A 21,281-nucleotide genomic window follows, 5' to 3' on the forward strand; every position below is an offset into this window, starting at 1 on the left:
CCTTAAACCGCCACCAGGCGCACGCTGACGCCTTCGCCGACGCCCAGGGCTTCGGCGGCTGCAAAACTCAGGGTCACCGGCTTGCCCGGCACCCAATCGAGGTCGGCGACTATGGCGCGAAAATCCTGCAACTGGCCGTTGCTGACCAGATAGGGCCGACCGCCTTTCACCGGCTCGCCGATGCGCACCGGCACCACACGGCTCTGGGAAATGGAGCGGATGCCTGAGGTGCGGGCATGCAGGGTCGGGCCGCCGTCGAAGATGTCGATGTAGTGGTCGGTCTCGAAACCCTCGCGCATCAGGATGTCGAAGCTGATCTGCGCCCGCGGATGCACCTGGCCCATGGCCTCCTGGGCATCGTCCGGCAGCAGCGGCACATAGATGGGGTAATGCGGCATCAACTCGGCGAGGAAGGTGCGGCTCTTCAAACCACAGATGCGCTCGGCCTCGGTGTAGTTCATATCGAAGAAATTGCGCCCCACCGCATCCCAGAACGGCGAGTCGCCCGCCTCATCGCTGTGGCCGACGATTTCCACCACCAGGGCATCAGCAAAACGCTCCGGGTGATTGGCCAGAAACAGCAGGCGAGCGCGCGAATTCAGCTCGGACCAGGCGGTGTCCACCAGCGACCGATCAACATAGAAGCTGGTCAGCAGGCTGTTACCGGTCAGGTCGTGGCACAGCGAAAGCACGTGGATCTTGTTGTGGATCTTCAGCTCGCGGGAGTTGTGCACGAAGGTTTCGTTGCGAAAACTGTAGAACGGCTCGGAATAGCCGGCCGAAGCGACGATGCCGGAGCAGCCGACCAGGCGACCGCTCTCGCTGTCTTCGAGGACGAAGAAGTAGCTCTCTTCGCCATTGAAACTGACCTCGGCAGAAAACGAGGCCTCCGAGGCCGCGATCTTTTCGCGCAGGCGGTCGGCATCGTCCGGCAGCGAAGTCACACCAACCGGGCTATCCGCGGCCAGACGCTGCACTTCAGCGAGGTCGGCCATTTGCGCGGGGCGCATCACCAGCATGGTGTCACTCCTTTCGAGAAAAGCTCCAGGCGGCACCTGCGCGCAGCCTGGAAAACGCTGCGGACAAGGCCACAGCACACACAGAGACGGTCTTCCCTGGATTCGACTCAAGCCATCCGTGGCTTGAGCATATCCGGCCTGACACACCCGCTGCGGGGCATGCCAGGCCGGCGACTCAGGCTTGAGTCAGCTTGGCCACGGCCCGCTCGAGTCGCGCCAGACCTTCATCGATATCGGCATCCTCCACCACCAGGCTCGGGGCAACACGCACCACATCCGGGCCGGCCTGCAGCACCATCAGCCCTTCGAGGGCAGCGGCATCGAGAATCGCCTTGGCCTTGCCCTTCCAGGCATCGCTGAGCACCGCGCCGATCAGCAGGCCGAGGCCGCGCACTTCGCTGAACACGCCGTACTGCTGGCCGATCTGCTCCAGCTTGGTCTTGAAGCGCTGGTGCTTGGCGTTGACGCCCGCCAGCACTTCAGGGGTGTTGATGGTGTCGATCACCGCCTCGGCCACCGCGCAGGCCAGCGGGTTGCCGCCGTAGGTGGTGCCGTGGGTGCCGACTGCCAGGTGCTTGGCCAGCTCGCTGGTGGTGAGCATCGCGCCAATCGGGAAACCGCCGCCCAGGCTCTTTGCGCTGGATAGGATGTCCGGGGTGACGCCGTAATGCATATAGGCGAACAGCGAGCCGCTACGGCCCATGCCGCTCTGCACCTCATCGAACACCAGCAGGGCGTTGTGCTTGTCGCACAATTCGCGAGCGGCCTGCAGGTAGGCCAGGTCCGCCGGCAACACGCCGCCTTCGCCCTGAATCGGCTCCAGCACCACGGCGCAGGTCTTGTCCGATACCGCGGCCTTCAGCGCCTCGATATCGTTATAGGGAATGTGGCTGATGCCCTGGATCTTCGGCCCGAAACCATCGGAATACTTCGGCTGGCCGCCGACGCTGACGGTAAACAGGGTGCGCCCGTGGAAGCTGTTGGTCGCCGCGATGATCTCGTACTTGTCCTCGCCGTATTTATCGAAAGCCACGCGCCGGGCCAGCTTGAACGCCGCCTCGTTGGCTTCCGCACCGGAGTTGCAGAAGAACGCGCGCTCGGCAAAGGTGGCGTCGACCAGCTTGTGCGCCAGGCGCAGGGCCGGCTCATTAGTGAATACGTTGGACACGTGCCACAGCTGGTTGGCCTGCTCGGTCAGGGCTGCGACCAGCGCCGGGTGGCAGTGGCCCAGGACGTTGACCGCGATACCGCCGGCGAAATCGATCAGCTCGCGACCGCTCTGGTCCCAGACTCGCGAACCGGCTCCGCGCACCGGAATAAAGCCGGCGGGGGCATAGTTGGGCACCATCACCTGGTCGAAATCGGCGCGTTGCACCGGGTCGTGCTGAACGGACATCTGGGCTCTCCTGACAAGGAACACCTGCATTGGATAGCAGGCGATGTGAAGGATTGTAGGGATTGATCCGGGCTTGGCATTGCCGCCATGCGACAACTTCTTATAGCGCCAACCCGAGGAAAACCGGCGCTTTCAGATATGCGACAGAAAGCGTCGGGAAGGCGCAGTTTAAATGCAGCCGGCCCGCTTGGCGCGGATTTATCAGGGGTGCGGAAAAGGATTTTTATGGCCTGCCATCCATGGCGGGCCCCCTTCGGGCCGTCGCTACGCGACGTTAAAAATGACTCCCGGCCATTTTTCAGCGGGTAGGTTGGGTTGAGGAGCAGCGCGACGAAGCCCAACACGACATACCACTGCCTGTTGGGCTTCGCTGCGCTCAACGCCAACCTACGACCTATCGCCTCACAACACGCAATGGCTTTTTCAGGCGGGTACCGGCACCACGGTCGGCACCGGTGGACTGCTGAGGCAAAGGAACTCGACCAGTTCGCTCTGCTGCGCCATCGCATCCTGGTAACCCAGTTCGATCAGTTCGTTGCAGTAGCCTGGCTCGAACAGCAGGTAGCTGAGCACCCCCGCGCCACTGGCCTTGGTTGCCCCCGGCCCGCGCAGAAACAGGCGCAGGGCCCTGGGCAGCTCGTGGCGATGGCGCGCGGCGATCACATCCAGCGGCCGGCTCGGCGCAATCACCAGCACGTCCACAGGCTTGAGGCCCAGGCCGCGGGGATGCAGCTCGGGGGGAATCAGCCGGCTCATCTGGTTGAGGCGCTCAAGCAACTCGATATCGCTTTCCAGGCTGTCGATAAAGGTGCTGTTGAGCATATGTCCGCCGATCTGCGCCAGGCTCGGAGGGCGCACATGTTGCGGCCGCGGTACGTCGCCACTGGCATTCGCCGCCGGATTGCCGCTGACCCCCACCACCAGCACCCGGGTCGCCCCCAGGTGCAGCGCCGGGCTGATCGGGGCTGGCTGGCGCACCGCACCATCGCCGAAGTATTCGCGGTTGATCCTCACCGGCGGGAAGATCAGCGGGATCGAAGCACTGGCTAGCAGGTGCTCCACGCCCAGCCGGGTTGGCACGCCGACCCGGCGATGGCGGAACCAGGGATCGATAGTGGCGCGCCCCTGGTAGAAGGTAACCGCCTGACCGGTCTCATAACCGAAGGCGGTTACCGCCACCGCGCGCAGCTGACGCTGGCGCACGGCAGCGGCAATCCCGCTGAAATCCAGCTCACGGCGCAGCAGTTCGGCCAGCGGCGAGCTGTCGAGCAACGCCACCGGAATCTCGCCCCCCAACCCGAGCAGGCTATGGCCGATAAAACGACTGGCCTGGCGCAACACCCCCGGCCAGTCGCTGCGGTACACCTGATGAGTATGAAAGCCCTGCCAGACAGCAGTCAGGCGGCGCACCGCCTCGGTAAAGTGCAGCGACCCGCAGGCCAAGCCCACCGCATTGATGGCTCCAGCCGAAGTGCCGACGATCACCGGAAAGGGATTGTGCGCCGCATTGGGCAGCAGGTCGGCAATGGCCGCCAGCACCCCCACCTGATAAGCCGCACGCGCGCCGCCACCGGAAAGAATCAGCCCGGTAACCGGCTGACTGGTTGGAGCAGTGTGCGACATAGACTACTTCCACTGTTTTTTAGCCAGTATAGGAGCCCGTCAGGCGCACACGGAACCATCAGGTGCCAAGAAAACCAACTTCAACACGACAACCCGCCAATAGGATGGCGGGACAAGTCAGAAACATCGAACCTGTTTTCGGATCTCGCGAGCTAGAGCGAGACAAGGCAAAAATGGCCGAGGAAGCGGAGTTTACGGGCTGTAAATGAGCATTACTCGTTCCACTCGCCCTTCGGGTCGCGCTGAAGCGCGTTAGCCGCAAGCGGCTTGCCGAGGCCATTTTTAACGCCGTATCGCCGACGCGCAGCAGATCCAAGGCAGGTTCTTAGCGCTTCTTTTTATATAGCTTCGGCTCACCTTCCGGCCGAGTCTTGAAGCGCCGGTGCGCCCACAGATACTGCTCGGGGCAGGCGGTGATCGCCTGCTCGATCCACTGATTGACCCGCACGCAGTCGGCCTCCTCACTCTCGCCGGGGAAGTCGGCCAACGGCGGGTGAATGGTCAGGCGATAGCCCTGGCCACCGGGCAGGCGTTGCTGGGTAAAGGGAATCACCCGGGCCCGGCCCATGCGGGCGAACTTGCTGGTGGCGGTGACGGTGGCCGCCGGTACGCCAAACAGCGGCACAAACACGCTGCGCTGCGCGCCGTAATCCTGATCCGGCGCATACCAGACCACCCCGCCGGCGCGCAGCAGCTTGAGCATGCCGCGCACATCATCACGACCAATCACCCCGAGCAGGCGCTGCTCGCGGCCACGGCGCTGGATATAGTCGAACAATGGGTTCTTGTGCGGCCTGTACATGCCATACATGTCCTGTTCCAGGCCAAGCAGGCCGCCGCCCATCTCCAGGGTGGTGAAATGCAGCGCCATCAGGATCACGCCCTGGCCATCGGCCTCGGCCTGACGCAAATGCTCCAGCCCTTCGATGGTGCCCAGGCGCGCCAGACGCGCGGCGGGCCACCACCAGGCGATGGCCATCTCGAAGAAGGTAATGCCGGTGGAGGCGAAGTTTTCCTTGAGCAGGGCCTTGCGTTCGGCCGCAGGCATCTGCGGGAAACACAGCTGCAGGTTGCGCGCGGCAATCTTGCGCCGCGAGCTGGCCAGGCGATACATCAGCGCCCCCAGGCCGCGCCCCAGCCACAGCAGCGCCTTATAAGGCAGCTGGGCGATCAGCCACAGCATGCCCAGCCCCAGCCATAACAGCCAGAAACGCGGATGCAAAAACGCAGCATGAAAAACCGGACGTTCCATAAACAGGCCCAATGCCCCAACAAAGCGCGGCATTCTATCAGGAGTTTGCCGAGCACTGGCCCGAGCGGCGGATTGCCTGCGCCTCAACTTGCGAGTGAGCGGCGTTCTCGCTATAAGTCCGGGCTACTTTTATAAAGCCGCTATAAGGCCGCATCAGGCAGACCATGAGCCAAGCTGATCTCCTCGCGCAAGACCCCGTATTCCAACTCAAGGGCAGCATGCTGGCCATCACGGTGATGGAACTGGCGTACAACGACCTCGAGCGCCTCGACCAACAGCTGAGCGAAAAAGTCGCCCAGGCTCCCGCTTTTTTTAGCAATACCCCGCTGGTACTGGCCCTGGACAAGCTGCCGGAAGGCGAAGGCAGCCTCGACCTCGCCGCCCTGATGGCCGTATGTCGCAAACATGGCCTGCGCACCCTGGCAGTGCGCGCCAACCGTGAGGCCGATATCGCTGCCGCCGAAGCGCTGGACATGCCGGTTCTGCCGCCTTCAGGTGCACGCGAGCGGCCCATCGATTTGGCCCCGCCGAAGCCGGAAAAACCTGCCGAACCCGAGTTCAAGCCGAGCAAAATCATCACCAGCCCGGTGCGTGGCGGTCAGCAGGTGTATGCCCAGGGCGGCGACCTGATCGTCCTGGCCCCGGTCAGCGCCGGCGCGGAACTTCTCGCCGATGGCAACATCCATGTTTACGCGCCCATGCGCGGCCGCGCCCTCGCAGGCATCAAAGGCAACACCAAGGCACGGATTTTCTGCCAACAGATGGGCGCAGAACTGCTGTCCATCGCCGGCCAGTACAAGGTCGCCGAAGACCTGCGCCGCGACCCACTCTGGGGCGAGGCGGTGCATGTCAGCCTGTCGGGTGACGTGTTGAACATCACCCGCCTTTAACGGATACTGCGGCCACTTTTCAAACAGGGCAGCCGGAAGCCTGAAATAGGCCACGGAACCTGCGTTTTCTCTATATTTTGGGGTGAATCACCTTGGCCAAGATCCTCGTAGTTACATCCGGCAAAGGTGGCGTCGGTAAAACCACCACCAGCGCCGCCATCGGTACCGGCCTCGCCCTACGCGGGCACAAGACAGTTATCGTCGATTTCGACGTCGGTCTGCGCAACCTCGACCTGATCATGGGCTGCGAACGCCGCGTGGTGTACGACTTCGTCAACGTGGTCAACGGCGAAGCGACCCTCTCGCAAGCGCTGATCAAAGACAAGCGCCTGGAAAATCTCTACGTGCTGGCCGCCAGCCAGACCCGTGACAAAGACGCCCTGACTCAGGAAGGCGTCGAGAAAATCATTAATGAGCTGCGCGAAACCTTCGAATACGTGGTCTGCGATTCGCCGGCCGGTATCGAAAAGGGCGCACACCTGGCCATGTACTTCGCCGATGAAGCGATTGTCGTGACCAACCCGGAAGTCTCCTCGGTACGTGACTCGGACCGTATGCTCGGCCTGCTGGCGAGCAAATCGCGCCGCGCCGAGAAAGGCGAAGAGCCGATCAAGGAACACCTGCTGCTGACCCGCTACAACCCTGAGCGCGTGATCAAAGGCGAAATGCTCGGTGTGGAAGACGTCGAGGAAATCCTCGCCATCCGCCTGCTCGGCGTGATTCCTGAGTCGCAAGCCGTACTCAAGGCCTCGAACCAGGGCGTGCCGGTGATCCTCGACGATCAAAGCGACGCAGGCCAGGCCTACAGCGACGCCGTTGACCGCCTGCTCGGCAAGGAAGTTGCCCATCGATTCCTCGATGTGCAGAAGAAGGGATTCATGCAACGCCTGTTTGGAGGTCGTGAATGAACATTTTTGACTTCTTTCGTGAGCGCAAGAAAGAAACCACCGCGTCCATTGCGAAAGAGCGTCTGCAAATCATCGTCGCCCACGAGCGCGGCCAGCGCAGCCAGCCGGACTACCTGCCGGCCCTGCAGCAAGAGCTGGTCGAGGTGATCCGCAAGTACGTCAATATCGACTCGGATCAAGTACAGGTTGCACTGGAAAACCAGGGCAGCTGTTCCATTCTGGAACTCAACATCACCCTGCCGGATCGTTAATTCGTATCCGCAGGCGAAACCTGAATAAATGGCGGCCTTAAGGGCCGCCATTTTATTTAAGCCCTACACAGAACCTGTAGGAGCGGCGGGGGCGCCGAGCCTTGTCCGCGAAGCTTTTAACGCAACAGAAGCCATCGCGGGCAAGCCCGCTCCTACACCAGCAGACCGACGCGCATTCAAGAAGCCCATGCCCCTCAGCCAAGTAGAAATTCTCCACCAGGACGCTGCCCTGCTGGTGATCAACAAGCCCACCCTGCTGCTTTCGGTGCCTGGCCGCGCCGAGGACAACCGCGATTGCCTGGTCACCCGCCTGCAGGAAAACGGCTACCCGGAAGCGCGCATCGTCCATCGCCTGGACTGGGAAACCTCGGGAATTATCGTCCTGGCCCGCGACACCGACAGCCACCGCGAGCTGTCGCGGCAGTTCCACGACCGCGAAACCGAGAAGGCCTACACCGCCCTGTGCTGGGGCCAGCCCGAGCTGGACAGCGGCAGCATCGACCTGCCGCTGCGCTACGACCCACCCACCAAGCCGCGCCATGTGGTCGACCATGAGCTGGGCAAACACGCCCTGACCTACTGGAAAGTGCTGGAACGCTGTGGCGATTATTGCCGCATCGAGCTGACGCCGATCACCGGCCGTTCGCACCAGCTGCGCGTGCATATGCTGTCCATCGGCCACCCGCTGCTCGGTGACGGCCTGTATGCCCACGAACAAGCCCTGGCCGCCTGGCCGCGCCTGTGCCTGCACGCCAGCATGCTCAGCCTGACCCACCCGCAAACCGGCGAGCGTATGCGCTTCGAGTGCCCAGCACCGTTCTGATTCACTGCGCCTGGTAGCCCGGATGCAATCCGGGATCGCTACCGGACGCACAACCTTTCCTCCGGATTTCATCCGGGCTACATGCTCGTAGGGCGGAGATGCCGAAGACTTGTCCGCCATCAGGCCGCCAGCGGTGGACAAGGCTTCGCCATGTTCACCCTACAGAAACGCGCACTCCCTCGGCTCGTACAGCATAACAATTGATAAGCATTAGCATTATGAATTAAGGTTCGCGTTTTCCTGCCCGCCGTCGCAGGAGCGTTTTTGGAGCCTTGTATGTTCGACCTGCAGAGCGTCAGCTTCAGTTTGTCCGATCGAACCCTGCTGCACCCGCTCAGCCTGAGCATTGCCCACGGCCAGATGGTCGGCCTGATCGGGCATAACGGTTCCGGCAAATCCACCCTGCTGAAACTGCTGGCCCGCCAACAGGCACCGAGCAATGGCAGCCTGAGTCTGGACGGCAAACCGCTTGCCGACTGGCAGGAACGCGCCTTTGCCCGTGAAGTGGCCTACCTGCCGCAACAATTGCCGGCGGCTTCTAGCCTGACGGTGCGTGAACTGGTCGGCTTCGGTCGTTACCCCTGGCATGGCCTGCTCGGCCGCTTTAGCCAGAAGGATCATGAAAAGGTCGCCCAGACCCTGGCGCTGACGGATACCGAGCGCTTCGCCGAGCGCCTGGTCGACAGCCTGTCCGGCGGCGAGCGACAGCGCGTCTGGTTGGCCATGCTGCTGGCCCAGGACAGCCGCTACCTGCTGCTCGACGAACCGACCTCGGCCCTCGATATCGCCCATCAGGTGGAGGTTCTTGCTCTGGTGCGCGACCTTAGCCAGCGCCTGGATCTGGGCGTGGTGGTGGTGTTGCACGACATCAATATGGCCAGTCGTTATTGCGACCGCCTGATCGCCCTGCACAGCGGCCGCCTGCTGACCCAGGGCACGCCGCAAGAGCTGATGACCGACAGCACCCTGGAAGCCATCTATGGCATCCCCATGAATGTGCTGCAGCATGCCGGCCAACCCATCGCCGTGGTGAACTGATGCGCGCCTGGCTTGCGCTCTGCCTGCTGCTGATCTGCCTCGCGGCCCAGGCTGCGCCGCCGCAACGTATCGCGGTGATCGACTGGGGCATCGCCGAAACCCTGCTGGGCCTGGGCGTCACCCCCATCGCCGTGGCGCAGACCGAAGGCTATCGGCGCTGGGTCGGCACGCCCGCGTTACCGGATGATGTGGTCGATCTGGGTCTGCGAATCGAACCCAATCTGGAGTTGCTCAGCCAGCTCAAGCCCGACCTGATTCTGATCACCCCGCAGTTCGCGGCCAGCCGCGCGCAGCTCGAACGCATCGCCCCGGTGCAGTCCCTGGCCATCTACACCCGCGAAGCGGAAGGCTATGTCGGCGCGCAACAGGTCACCCGCGAGCTGGCCACCCTGCTTGAGCGCGAGGCCGAAGGCGAAGCCCTGATTGAGCGGATCGACGCCAGGCTGCAGCAGGTACGCCAGCGCCTGAGCCAGTACCCAGTGCCAGCGTTGTATATCGCCACCTTTCTCGACGCCCGGCATGTGCGCCTGTTCGGCAAGCAGAGCCTGTACCAGGGCGTGCTGGATCGCGTCGGCCTGCGCAACGCCTGGCAGGGTCCGACCAACTACTGGGGCTTTACCCAGGCAGGGATCGAGCGCCTGAGCGAACAACCGACCGCCGCGCTGATCTATCTCGAACCGCTGCCGCCCGGCACCGAACAAGGCCTGGCCGACAGCGCCCTGTGGCAGCGCCTGCCCATGGTGCGCGAGCAGCGCGTGTATGGCCTGCCGCCGGTGTGGAGTTTCAACGGGTTGCTGGCCGCCGAGCGCTTCGCCGGCCTGCTCGAACAACGCCTGAGCGAGGAATATGGTCATGACTGAATCCGTGGCCCGCCTGCCGCTCAGCGCACGCTGGGGCTTCAATGCCAGCCCCTTCTGGCTGTGCGCCCTGCTCCTGCTCGGCGTAGCGGCGCTGGTCATCAACGACCTGACCCTGCGCCTGCCAGGCACCCTCTGGCTGCAGGCGCTCTGGCAACCGGACGAAGGCGATATCCGCCAACTGGTGCTGCATTACAGCTGGCTGCCGCGCCTGTGCATGGCCGCGCTCTGCGGTGCAACTCTGGCCCTGGCCGGTACGGTGATGCAGCAGGTGCTGCGCAACCCCTTGGCCTCGCCCACCACTCTGGGCGTGGCCAGCGGCGCGCAACTGGCCCTGGTGGTCGCCACCCTGTGGGCACCCGGCCTGCTGCTGATCGGCCGGGAGTGGGTAGCCATGGCCGGTGGCGCTGCCGCCGCGCTGCTGGTGTTCAGCCTGGCCTGGAAGCGCGGCCTGGCACCCTTGACCCTGATCCTCGCCGGATTGGTAGTCAGTCTGTACCTGAGCGCGCTGAACACCAGCCTGATGCTGATCCAGCAACAGGACATGAACGCGGTATTTATCTGGGGCTCGGGCTCACTGAGCCAGAACAGCTGGAACGGCGTGGACTTCCTGCTGCCGCGCCTGGGCCTCGGCCTGCTGCTACTGCTGCCCTTGCTGCGCCCCCTGGGCCTGCTCGAGCTCGACGACAATGGCGCGAAAAGCCTCGGCGTGCCGATTCAGTTTCTGCGTTTTTCCAGCCTGACCCTGGCGGTATTCCTCAGCGCCTGCGTGGTCAGCGTGGTCGGGGTGATCGGCTTTATCGGCCTGGCAGCCCCGGCTCTGGTAAGGCTGCTCGGCGCGCGCACGCTGCGCGCGCGACTGATCTGGGCACCGACCCTGGGGGCGCTGCTGCTGTGCGTCACCGACCTGGGCATCCAGTACCTGGCCGGCAGCCTGGCCGAGCTGATCCCCACCGGTGCCGCCACCGCCCTGCTCGGCGCGCCGCTGCTGCTCTGGCTGCTGCCGCGGTTGAAACTGAGCGGCGGCCAACCCCAGGGCGAAAGCGCCGCGGCGACCCTGCGTTATCCGCGCCCGACGCTGCGCCTGCTGCAACTGGGAGCGGTGCTGGTCGCCAGCCTGTTGCTGGCACTGGCCATCGGCAAGGGGCTCGAAGGCTGGCAATGGCAGCTCAGCGATCTGCAATTGCTCGACTGGCGCTTGCCGCGGGTGACGGCAGCCGCGGCGGCCGGTTTGATGCTGGCGATTGCCGGCACGCTGATCCAGCGCCTGACCGGCAACCCCATGGCCAGCCCGGAAGTACTGGGCATCAGCGCCGGTGCCGCGCTGGGGCTGATCGCCGTGCTGTTTCTACTGCCCTACTCCGGGCTGCCGGCGCAGCTCGCCCTCGGCGGCCTTGGCGCACTGCTGACCTTGCTGTTGCTGCTGGGCATGAGCCGACGCAGTGGCTTCGCCCCGGAGCGGGTGCTGCTGATCGGCATCGCCATCAGCGCGTTCTTCGATGCGCTGCAGGTGATCATCCTCGCCGGCGGCGACCCGCGCGGGCAGAACCTGCTGAGCTGGCTGTCCGGCTCGACCTACTTTGTCACAGCACAAACGGCCTTCAGCGTGCTGCTATGCGCCGCACTGTTGCTATTGGCGGCCCTGCCCTGCGCACGCTGGCTGGAACTGCTGCCTCTGGGCGACAGCAGCGCCAAGGCCCTGGGCGTACACCTGGGCAAGAGCCGTTTCTACCTGCTGCTGCTGGCGGCGCTGCTGACCGCCGGCGCGACCCTGATCGTCGGTCCGCTGAGCTTTATCGGCCTGCTCGCCCCGCACCTGGCGCGCCTGCTCGGCCTGACCCGCGCCCTGCCGCAACTGCTGGGCGCGGCGCTGCTGGGGGCGACCGTGATGGTGCTGGCCGACTGGCTGGGGCGCAATCTGCTGTTCCCCATCCAGCTCCCCGCCGGCCTGCTCGCCTCGCTGGTGGGCGGAGCCTACTTTATGTTGTGCCTGCGTAAGCGTTAAGCGCGCGTTGGTAGGGTGGACATGGCGAAGCCTTGTCCACCGCTGGCGACCGGACGGCGGACAAGCCTTCGGCATGTCCGCCCTACGCCGATGCAGCTTCGTAGCTCGGATGCAATCCGGGAAAGGTTGTGCGGGCAAAATCGCTCCCCGGATTGCATCCGGGCTACCAGAGCGGGCCTGCAGTCGTAGGGTGGATGACGCTCTTTTCATCCACCAGCGCAGTTGGTGGATGGGTGAAGCGTCATCCACTGGTGGGCGGTGCCTACTTTATGTTGTGTCTGCATAAGTGTTAAGCGCGCGTTGGTAGGGTGGACATGGCGAAGCCTTGTCCACCGCTGGCGGCCGGGCGGCGGACAAGCCTTCGGCATGTCCGCCCTACGCCGATGCAGCTTCGTAGCCCGGATGCAATCCGGGGAAAGGTTGTGCGGGTAAAAACGCTCCCCGGATTGCATCCGGGCTACCAGAGCGGGCCTGCAGTCGTAGGGTGGATGAAGCCTTTTTCATCCACCATTGCAGTTGGTGGATGGGTGAAGCGTCAGCTACACGCCCCGATCCACCCTACGCAGTTCCCGTAGCGCAGACCCCAGCTGGCCTCAATCCAGCACAGCACCTTCCGCCGGTGGGCAGTCGAGGTGGGGGCAGTTGTCGCACATGTCCATGGCCAGCTGGTTGCGGATGCAGCAGGTGCGCCGCTGCCGCCACGGCGTCTGGCCTTGGCCCTGTTCGATATAGCGCACCGGCTCGAACAGTGGGTTGCGCGAGCCGTCCGGGCGTAGTCGGGTTTGCAGCAGCGCATGGCCATGGGCCAAAGTCGCGGCGGGAAACGGCAGGCGGCCCAGGGTGCTCATAAACCATTCGACATAGTTGCCGGCGTTGCTCCACAGCACCCGCGGTGCCACCTTGCGGTAGCGGTTGAGGGCGGAGATAAAGGGCGCGAGGTTGTCGTCCAGCAGGCCGGAAAACCGCTCGAAACCATCGTTTGGCGGATTGTTCCAGCGCTCGCCCTCGCCGGGTAGCTTGAAGGCTTCGGGCAAGCCATCGACCCCCACCACCACCTCGATCGCATCGAAATCCAGCGGCAGCCGCCAGTTGAGAATCAGGCCCGCCGCCAACACCGGCGGTATCAGGCGCAGAAAGTAGTACTTCGACCAGAGCGACAGCAGCGCGCGGCGGTCGCCATCGGCATGCTCGGGGCCGAAACGCAGCAGCCATTCCTCCAACCGTTGCGGCTCGACGAAGTCCCGCGCCGGCACAGCCGGGCGGGGATCGTCGGTCAGGGTCAGCACGTCGCGATAGTGGGCGAACTGGCCCTGAAACAGCGGAGCAATGGCTGGGATCAACTTCAGTCTCTCGTCATGCGCAGGCGCTGGCAGGGGTACGCGGTCGGCGGCCCTGCTCCAGCAACGCGTCGACCACTTCCTGGGAGCGTACCGAAAGCACCGACAACAGGGTATCGCTCAGGCCATGGCTGGCCTCGCAGCAGCCTTGCAGGTAGATATTGGGGAGGAACCCGGCCTGGGTCGGCAAACGATAGCTGCGTTCCACTTCAGCGGCAGCCAGGTAGTGGCTGAGCCCTTCGAGCAGGCGCTGGTGGCCGTCGCGGCGGTAACCGGTAGCGAGCACCACGCCGTCGAACTCGCGCACCTCGTTGTGCCCGTTGTGGCTATCACTGAGGCTCAGACGAATACCTTCGGCGACGGCCTCGACCCCATGGATCTGCCGGTTGGCCAGCAGCCGCTGAGTGCTGCGCCCGGTGATGGACTGCTGGTACAAGCCCTGGTAAATGCGCTCGATCAGGTCCAGGTTGACCACCGAATAGTTGGTATGGGCGTGGGCGCGGATCAGCTCCTGGCGCACGGCATGGGGTTGCTGGTAGATCAGGTCGGTGTACGAGGGGTCGAAAATCTCGTTGACGAAGGGGCTGTCGTCCGCCGGGCGCAAGGCCTGGCTGCGCATGATCAGGGAAACCTCGGCCTGCGGGAAGCGCCCGGTAAGGTCGCTGAAGATCTCCGCCGCGCTCTGCCCGGAACCGATCACCGCCAGGCGCTGGGGCTGCTCGCGCTCGCCACCCAGGGCATCGATACGCTCCCGATACTGCGAGGAATGGATCACCCGCGGCTCGTCGCGCAATGGGCGAAACGCCTCGGGGATCGACGGCAGGCCGCCGATGCCGACCACCAGGTTACGAGTCACCCGCGCGCGGGTGCGACCGTCGGCATAGCGGGAAATCACCCGCAGACGCTGCACTTCGCCCTGCTCCTCGATGGCCTCGACGGCGATCACTTCCTCGCCGTAATGCACGCGCTCGGCGAAATGACCGGCGGCCCAGCCCAGGTAGTCGTTGTACTCGACGCGCGAGGGGTTGAAGCTGCCGATATTGATAAAGGGCTCCAGGCGGCGCTTCTGGTGCAGGTAATTGATAAAGGTAAAGCGACTGGCCGGGTTGCGCAGGGTCGCCAGGTCCTTGAGGAAGGAGATCTGCATGCGGCTGTCCTCCAGCAGCATGCCGCCATGCCATTCGAAGGCCGGTTTCTTTTCCAGGAAGCAGTAACGCAGGCCGCCTTCGCGCACCCGTCGATCTTCTTCCAGGGCTACGGCAATGGCCAGGTTGGCCGGGCCGAAGCCCAGGCCGATTACGTCGTATTCCAGTGTTTCAATACTCATGTCTGGCACCGATTCTGTGGTCTATGGCTGGTAATAGGACGCCGTGCGTCCCGCCTGACAGGCCGTTGCAAAACTACTGCGCTCGCTATGTTCTTCAACGGTCTGTAAACCTCATCAGTGGCCGCGTTAAGCGCGGCTCGTGTTATTGCGGCGCGCCTCGGCTCAACAAAGCGGGCAGCTCGCAAAAAAAGCTTCTCGCTCCAGCACCATTAATGCGGCGCGTTTATGCGGAAAATCGAACTCCTTGTGTTTGGCGAAACCCAGCGCCTGCAGGTGCTGGATCATCCGCGCGTTGTCAGCGCGCGGCTCACAGACGATGCGCTGAGTGCGCGGCTCGTCGAGAAACAGGTAGTGCACCAGGGCACCTAGCCAGGCGGCGACCTTGTGCGGGCCGCGGTGGGCATCCTCGCCAACCAGCATATGGATGCCGCGGTCGTAATCCTCGGCTGGATAGAAGGGTGCGATGCGGTCCTCCTTGGCCCAGTAGGCTTCGTAATAGGCGAAAGGCCGCTCGTCGAAGGCCCCGACCAGGGTCAGTACTCGCGGATCGGCCGCCAAGCCGGACAGGTAAGCGCGGTGCTGTTCAAGGTCGCCTTCTTCCTGCCAGAACGCCGCCACCCGCGGGTGGTTCTGCCAGCGGTTGAAGCGCGGCAGATCGCCCTCGATATCCAGGCTGCGCAGGGTAATCCAAGCGCCGAGGCGGGCATCGAAGCGTCGATAGACCTCGCCGACCGGCTTCGGCGCGCGCCGTGGATGACGCCGCCCGCTCGGGTGCATGACCAGGCTCTGCGGATAACCAGCGCTGGCCGGCGCACGCAAAAAGCGCCCCGACAGTTGCCAGAACATGCTGCGCTCGATCAGCCACAGACCTTCTGCGTCCCCCTTAACCAACAAGCCGCGCGCCAGCAGCGCCGGGTCGACTTCGTCGAGCCTCAGCGCCACGGCCTGGCAGGCGGCATCGCCTGCGAAGCAGGCGTACGCCAACAGCTCGAGGGCTGCGGCCTGGGCCTGCAGGGGCAACTCCACGGGCTGCAGCGCTTGCCCAGTGCCGTGCTGCAGGCGGCGGGCGCGCAGCAGCGGCTGCTCATCCAGACGCAGGGCCAGGCAATCACCATCGTCGGCGAGGCTCAGCCGCTGCCCATCGGGCAACGGCAGGCTGCGTAGCTGCTTACCAGGCATAGCTGGCACTGGCGATCACATTGCGACGGTTGCCGTACCAGCAGTAGTAGTCGCAGGCGGTGATGTATTCCTTGTCGGTCAGGTTGTTGGCATTGAGCTGAACCCGGAAGTTGTCCCAGTCGTAACTGACCATGCCATCGAGAATGGTGTAGGACGGCACTTCCAGGGTTTCGGTGTTATCCCCATAGCTGGAGCTGGTATGCCGGGCCCCTGCGCCGAAGGCCAGGCCATCGAGCACACCGCCACGAACCCGGTAACGCGCCCAGATCGAGGCCATCTCGTCGGCGACGTTGGCCGGGGTCTTGCCTTTCTCCGCCGCGCGGGTGGTTTTGGTGGTCTCCGGGTCAAGCTTGGTATAGCTGGCCACCAGGCTCAGGCTCTCGGTAACGTTGGCCTGGGCCTCCAGTTCGATGCCGCGGCTGCGCACTTCGCCCAGCTGGGTCTGAATCCCTCCGGTCAGGGTTTTGCGGACGTTTTCCTGGGTCAGCTCAAACAGTGCAACGTTGAACGAGCCGTCGAACCCTGGCGGCTGATACTTCAAGCCCAACTCTTTCTGCTCGCCCTGCTCCGGCTCGAACGGCTCGCCAGTGCTGGTATTCAGGTCGGTAACCGGCAGGAAGAATTCGGAATAGCTGGCATAGGGCGTCAGGCCGTTGTCGAAGATGTAGGCAACACCGGTGCTCCAGGTGAAGTCTTCGTCGCGGACATTAAAGCCGACACCGGTGCTGTCATTGTCGAAATCAGTACGCGACTTGTCGTAACGCCCACCCAGCAGGAAGACCCAGCGGTCATCGAGCTTGAGCTGCTCCTGGAAGTAAAAGCCGATCTGATCGGCGCGGGTCTGTTTGCCCTGCAATGCGCCGGGATTGATCGACTGGCCGTAGGTCGGGGTAATGCTGCCGACGAGGGGCAAGGTCACAGTGGCGGAACTCTTGGGGTTGTAGATATCCAGCAGCGGCACGCTGGGGAAGCTGGCGTCGCTGGCCGGGCTGCGGTCGTCGATCTTCAACTGCTGGTAGTCGACGCCGAGCAGCAGACTGTTCTCCCAGCCATTGCCGATCCAGTTGCCGAGCAGGCGGTTGTCCACCGAAACGTTGTCCGCCTGGCCGTCGCGGTAGGTCAGGCCACGGGCGATCAGGCTCTGGCTCGGGTCGAGGCCGGGGAAGGAGTCGTTGACGTAGCCAAGGCTGTAGAGCTGACGCAGTTCCAGATCCATATGGCCGTAGCGCAGGTTCTGCTGGAAATCCCAGGCATCGCTGAGGCGATGGTTGAATTCGTAGCCCAGGGTGTACTGGGTGCGGTTGAACTTCTCGTAGCCGGGGTCGCCGACCGCGGTATCGGTATCGATCTTGCCATTCGGGTTGGAGGCGATGGTGCCGCTGGCCGGGAGAAACTGCAGCTGTGGGTCCGAGTTGTCCTTCTGGAAACTGGCCAGCAGAGTCAGGGAGGTGTCGGCATCGAAGTTCATGGTCAGCGACGGAGCCAGCAGCAGGCGTTCGGCGTCCACGTCGTCGACCTGGGTGCCGGTGTCGCGGCTCAGCGCCACCACGCGATAGAGCAGGTCGCCCTGCTCGTCGAGCTTGCCGCCCACATCCAGGCTCAGCTGCTTGCGGTCATAGCTGCCGTATTGAACGCCAATTTCATTCTTATGCTCGGCGCTCGGGCGCTTGCTCTGCAGATTGATCAGGCCGCCCGGCGGGGTCTGGCCGTAGAGCACCGAGGACGCGCCCTTGAGCACCTCGATACGTTCGAGCATAAAGGGGTCGATCTGCCAGCTATAGAAAGCGCTGGAGTAGATACGCGAGCCGTCCATAAACAAGCCGTTGTTGGCCTGCTTGAAGCCGCGAATGATAAACCAGTCCTGCTTGTTGTCCTCGCCATAGAAGCCCGCCTGAACGCCCGGCACATAACGCAGCGCATCGCTGACGGTCTGCACGTTGCGGTCGTCCATCTGCTCCTGGGTGACCACCGAAACCGAGCGCGGGGTTTCGTTGAGGGGAGTGTTGATCTTGGTCGCGCTGCGGCTGTTCTTCGCCACATAGCCCTGGTCTTCGCCGACCGGGCTGTCCAGCTCGCCAGTGATGCGCATGCTCTCCAGTTCGACGGGCTCATCCGCCGCCTGCAGCGGGCTGGCCAGCAATGCCAGGGCATAGCCCATGGCCAACGGCAGGTGCGCCTTGTTGAACGGCACCACAGCTGAACACTTCGACAACCGGTACTTCGCTAAGCGCTGCATCAAACACTCCCCAGATAAAATACTAATCAGAATTATTCTCATTAACTCAGACTTCCACCACTAAGACGAATGCCGGCGGAAAAAATTTAGCGATTTGTCGATTTATTTTTCCTAGGCCCTCAGCTCAGCGCCGCCAGGTAGCGACTTACCTGCTCCAGGGTCTGCGGCGAGCGCACGATGCCCAGGTGGTCGGCGTCGATCAGGCTATGGCTGGCCGCGCGGCCGAGGGCCTGTTCCAGGCCCTGCTCCAGCAGTGCGGCGCGTCCTTCGGGCCGGCTCGCCCACCAGCAGTGCGGGCGGACCTTGACCCTCGGCAATTGGTAGCCAGCGCACAGGCGGCGCATCTGCTGTTCGACCGACCAGGCGAACAGCAGCTCCTGCAGACTCTGGCTGGCCACGGCATCGAGCCCCTGCCCCAGCAACCACTGCTTGCAGGCTTGTGGCCAATCCAGCGGCGGCAGCGGTTCGAGCCGCGCCAGCAGATCGTCCAGCGCGCCAGCCGATAGCTCCGGCACCAACAAGCGCAGATGCTCGCCGAGGCGTGCACGGGCCTGGGGATGGCGGCTGTCGTCCTCGGGAATTTCCGTGCCAGGCACATAGCAATCCACCAGGCCGAGAAAGGCCACGGTCTGGCCGCGAGCCTCCAGACGCGCAGCCAGTTCCAGCGCCAGGCTGCCGCCCAGGGACCAGCCCAACAGGTGATAAGGCCCCTCGGGCTGCTGGCGCAGTAAGGCAGCCAGGTAGGTGTCAGCCATCTCGGCCAGGCTCGCGTCGCGCCATTCGGGGTCGACAAAGCTGCGGCACTGCAAACCGAACACCGCGCGCTGGCCTTCCAGCTTGGCCGTCAGCGGCTGGTAACCAGTCACCCGGCCGGTGACCGGATGCGGGCAGAACAACGGCGGCGCAGGCGGAGTCTGTCGCGACAGTTGCAGCAGCGGCACTGGGCCTGATCCCGCTGCTGTCCCAGCCAGATCAAGCAGCGCCAGCAACTCGGCGCGATAGGCCTCGGCCAGCGCCTGCACGGTGCTTTCGTGCAACTGGCTGGGGGCGTACTCCCAGGCCAGGCTCAGTTCGCCGTCGAACACCTGGCCATTGACCGTGAGCAATGTGCCCAGGGGGTTGGCGGCCGCCTGTTGCGCGCCACCGCCCGCCAGCGGACGGAACCAGCCGGTGGCTTCACCGCCGGCATATTGGCCGAGGTAGTTAAAGGTCACCTGCGCCTGCGGCAGGGCGGCCAACGCGGCTTGTGCAGCCGACTCGCCGAGCCAGCGCAGCGCGCCATAACCGACGCCGCCATTGGCGACGTGCTGCAACTGCGTCTGCACGCTGTGCAGCTGCTCGCGCAGGTCGCCGACATGGGGCAGGCGCAACGGGTAGAGGCTGGTAAACCAGCCCAGGGTGCGGCTCGGGTCGATACCGGCGGCCAGCGGCTCGCGGCCATGCCCTTCCAGATTGACCCGCAGCGCGCCCTGCCCGCTCCAGGCGCAGAGCGCGCGGGTCAGGGCAGTCAGCAACAGATCGTTGATCCGCACGCCCAGAGCGCTCGGCACCTGGGTCAGTAAACGCTTGCTGCTGGCGCGATCCAGGCCGATGCGCACCTCGCGCTTTGCGCCAAAGGTCGCCATGGCCGCCGGCAGATCCTGGGGTAGCGGCCGGTCGTGGCCGGACAGCCGCGTGCACCACTCATCCAGTTCGGCGGCGGCCTGCTCGCTGCGCGCCCAAACCTGCAGATGCTCGGCCCAGTCCTTGTAGGAACAGCTCTTGGCCGGCAGTGCCGGGGGCTGACCAGCGGCGAGGCGCTCGTAGGTACGCGGCAAGTCCTCCAGCAGCACGCGCCAGGACACACCGTCCACGGCCAGGTGATGGATCACCAGCAATAGCCGATCCGCCTGGCCGGCCTGGCGCAGATAAAGCGCGCGCAGCAGCGGGCCAGCGGCCAGATCGAGGCTGCGCTGCACTTCGTTGCACAGCATCTCGACCTCAGCGTCGCAGCCAACCTCACAGCTGAGCAATAACGGCGTGGTCAAGGCATCGTGGGCGGCATAGCACTGGCGGCCCTCGGCAAAGCGCAGACGCAAGGCGTCGTGATGCAGCACCAGCGCCTGCAATGTCTGCTCCAGCAGCGCAGGGTCGAGTGGGCGCTGCACCTCGAGGTACAGCGACTGGTTCCAGTGCGCCGGCTCGGCCTGGCCCATGGCGAAGAAATGCGCCTGGATCGGCGTCAGCGGCAACTCGCCGCTGACCGGCCCCTGGGCCTGGGTCGACTCAGTCGCCGGCCGCGCAACGGCTGCCAACTCGGCCAGGGTTTGTTGCTGGAACAGATCCCGCGGGGCCAGCGCCAGGCCCTGCTGGCGCGCCCGGCTAACCACCTGCAATGCCACGATGGAATCGCCGCCCAGCTCGAAGAAGTGATCCGTGCGCCCTACCCGCTCCACGCCCAGCACCTGCTGCCAGATCGCCGCGAGAGTGCGTTCGTTGTCGCTGTGCGGTGCCTGGTAGTCGGCGCTCTGCCATTGCGGTTCGGGCAGCGCGGCGCGATCCAGCTTGCGCGCCGGGGTCAGCGGCAGGCTGGCCAGCTGCATCAGCTGCACCGGCAGCATATAGTCCGGCAGCTGGGCCGCCAGCTGCTGTTTGATTTCATTCAGGTCCAGCTCGCCGCGGCCAACGAGATAGCCGACCATCTGCTTGCCGCTCGGCGTATCGCGCGCCACCACCGCCGCTTCGGCGACTTGCGGCAGGGCTAGCAACTGGCTTTCGATTTCGCCCAGCTCGATACGGAAACCGCGGATCTTTACCTGATGGTCGACCCGGCCCAGATAATCCAGGGCACCGTCTTCACGCCAGCGCACCAGATCGCCGGTGCGGTACATCCGCTCGCCCGGCTCGCCGAAGGGATCAGGCAAAAAGCGCTCGGCAGTCAGATCCGGGCGCTGGTGATAACCGCGGGCCAGGCCTACTTCGCCACCTATATACAGCTCGCCCGCAACACCAATCGGCAGCAGGTTAAGTTCGTTATCTAGTACGTAGCATGTGCGCGGGCCAACTGGGGTGCCGATAGGTGCGTAGGCCGCCTCCAGTTGGTCGCCGGCAAAGGCTTCCCAGATCAGCGGGGTGACCACGGTTTCGGTCGGGCCGTAGCC

General features: G+C 64.3%; 16 protein-coding genes. 7 read left to right on the forward strand and 9 right to left on the reverse strand.

Features of this window, described 5'->3' with window-relative positions:
- Window positions 1-2: 2 nt before the first annotated feature.
- The 4 genes from aruF to VMP31_RS05120 all read right to left on the reverse strand — a co-directional run bounded on the left by aruF (window position 3) and on the right by VMP31_RS05120 (window position 5,290).
- Window positions 3-1,019: an arginine/ornithine succinyltransferase subunit alpha gene (gene aruF / locus VMP31_RS05105; protein WP_325504722.1), complete on the reverse strand. Its 1,017-nt coding sequence runs from the start codon at window positions 1,017-1,019 to the stop codon at window positions 3-5.
- Window positions 1,020-1,194: 175 nt separating this feature from the next.
- A complete protein-coding gene (locus VMP31_RS05110; protein ID WP_325504724.1) occupies window positions 1,195-2,415 on the reverse strand; it encodes an aspartate aminotransferase family protein in 1,221 nt (406 codons plus the stop codon).
- A gap of 423 nt (window positions 2,416-2,838) precedes the next feature.
- Window positions 2,839-4,038, reverse strand: a complete 1,200-nt coding sequence (locus tag VMP31_RS05115; RefSeq protein ID WP_325504726.1) for a patatin-like phospholipase family protein — start codon at window positions 4,036-4,038, stop codon at window positions 2,839-2,841.
- 325 nt (window positions 4,039-4,363) lie between these two features.
- A complete protein-coding gene (locus tag VMP31_RS05120) occupies window positions 4,364-5,290 on the reverse strand; it encodes a lipid A biosynthesis lauroyl acyltransferase (RefSeq protein WP_325504728.1) in 927 nt (308 codons plus the stop codon).
- Between the two features lie 164 nt (window positions 5,291-5,454).
- Here VMP31_RS05120 and minC point away from each other — a divergent pair, with 164 nt between their 5' ends.
- The 7 genes from minC (at window position 5,455) to fhuB (ending at window position 12,062) form a co-directional block, all read left to right on the forward strand.
- Entirely contained in the window at window positions 5,455-6,180 is a 726-nt protein-coding gene (gene minC / locus VMP31_RS05125; RefSeq protein ID WP_325504730.1) for a septum site-determining protein MinC, read from the forward strand.
- A gap of 92 nt (window positions 6,181-6,272) precedes the next feature.
- Window positions 6,273-7,088 carry a septum site-determining protein MinD gene (gene minD / locus VMP31_RS05130; RefSeq protein WP_275963283.1) on the forward strand — a complete coding sequence of 272 codons (816 nt, stop codon included), beginning with the start codon at window positions 6,273-6,275 and terminating at the stop codon, window positions 7,086-7,088.
- Entirely contained in the window at window positions 7,085-7,339 is a 255-nt protein-coding gene (minE, locus tag VMP31_RS05135) for a cell division topological specificity factor MinE (RefSeq protein ID WP_025165363.1), read from the forward strand. The genes minD and minE overlap by 4 nt, the downstream gene beginning before the upstream one ends.
- Before the next feature lie 187 nt (window positions 7,340-7,526).
- A complete protein-coding gene (locus VMP31_RS05140) occupies window positions 7,527-8,162 on the forward strand; it encodes an RluA family pseudouridine synthase (RefSeq protein ID WP_325504733.1) in 636 nt (211 codons plus the stop codon).
- Between the two features lie 276 nt (window positions 8,163-8,438).
- Window positions 8,439-9,200, forward strand: a complete 762-nt coding sequence (locus VMP31_RS05145; RefSeq protein ID WP_325504735.1) for an ATP-binding cassette domain-containing protein — start codon at window positions 8,439-8,441, stop codon at window positions 9,198-9,200.
- Window positions 9,200-10,060 (forward strand): ABC transporter substrate-binding protein, encoded by an 861-nt coding sequence (locus tag VMP31_RS05150; protein ID WP_325504737.1) that lies wholly within the window; start codon window positions 9,200-9,202, stop codon window positions 10,058-10,060. Before VMP31_RS05145 ends, VMP31_RS05150 begins: the two co-directional genes overlap by 1 nt.
- Entirely contained in the window at window positions 10,053-12,062 is a 2,010-nt protein-coding gene (gene fhuB / locus VMP31_RS05155) for a Fe(3+)-hydroxamate ABC transporter permease FhuB (RefSeq protein WP_325504739.1), read from the forward strand. Before VMP31_RS05150 ends, fhuB begins: the two co-directional genes overlap by 8 nt.
- 593 nt (window positions 12,063-12,655) lie before the next feature.
- Here fhuB and fhuF read toward each other — a convergent pair.
- From fhuF to VMP31_RS05180, 5 genes are all read right to left on the reverse strand, one after another.
- Window positions 12,656-13,402: a siderophore-iron reductase FhuF gene (fhuF, locus tag VMP31_RS05160; protein ID WP_325504741.1), complete on the reverse strand. Its 747-nt coding sequence runs from the start codon at window positions 13,400-13,402 to the stop codon at window positions 12,656-12,658.
- 13 nt (window positions 13,403-13,415) lie between these two features.
- Entirely contained in the window at window positions 13,416-14,726 is a 1,311-nt protein-coding gene (locus tag VMP31_RS05165) for a lysine N(6)-hydroxylase/L-ornithine N(5)-oxygenase family protein (RefSeq protein ID WP_325504743.1), read from the reverse strand.
- A gap of 162 nt (window positions 14,727-14,888) precedes the next feature.
- On the reverse strand, window positions 14,889-15,905 hold the full coding sequence (locus VMP31_RS05170; RefSeq protein ID WP_325504745.1) for a GNAT family N-acetyltransferase: 1,017 nt from the start codon (window positions 15,903-15,905) through the stop codon (window positions 14,889-14,891).
- A complete protein-coding gene (locus VMP31_RS05175) occupies window positions 15,895-18,141 on the reverse strand; it encodes a TonB-dependent siderophore receptor (protein WP_325504747.1) in 2,247 nt (748 codons plus the stop codon). Before VMP31_RS05175 ends, VMP31_RS05170 begins: the two co-directional genes overlap by 11 nt.
- A 119-nt stretch (window positions 18,142-18,260) precedes the next feature.
- Window positions 18,261-21,281: condensation domain-containing protein (locus VMP31_RS05180; RefSeq protein WP_325504749.1), on the reverse strand; the 3,021-nt coding region annotated here is incomplete at its 5' end.

Source organism: Pseudomonas sp. (genome assembly GCF_035512415.1).
Classification (GTDB): Bacteria; Pseudomonadota; Gammaproteobacteria; order Pseudomonadales; family Pseudomonadaceae; genus Aquipseudomonas.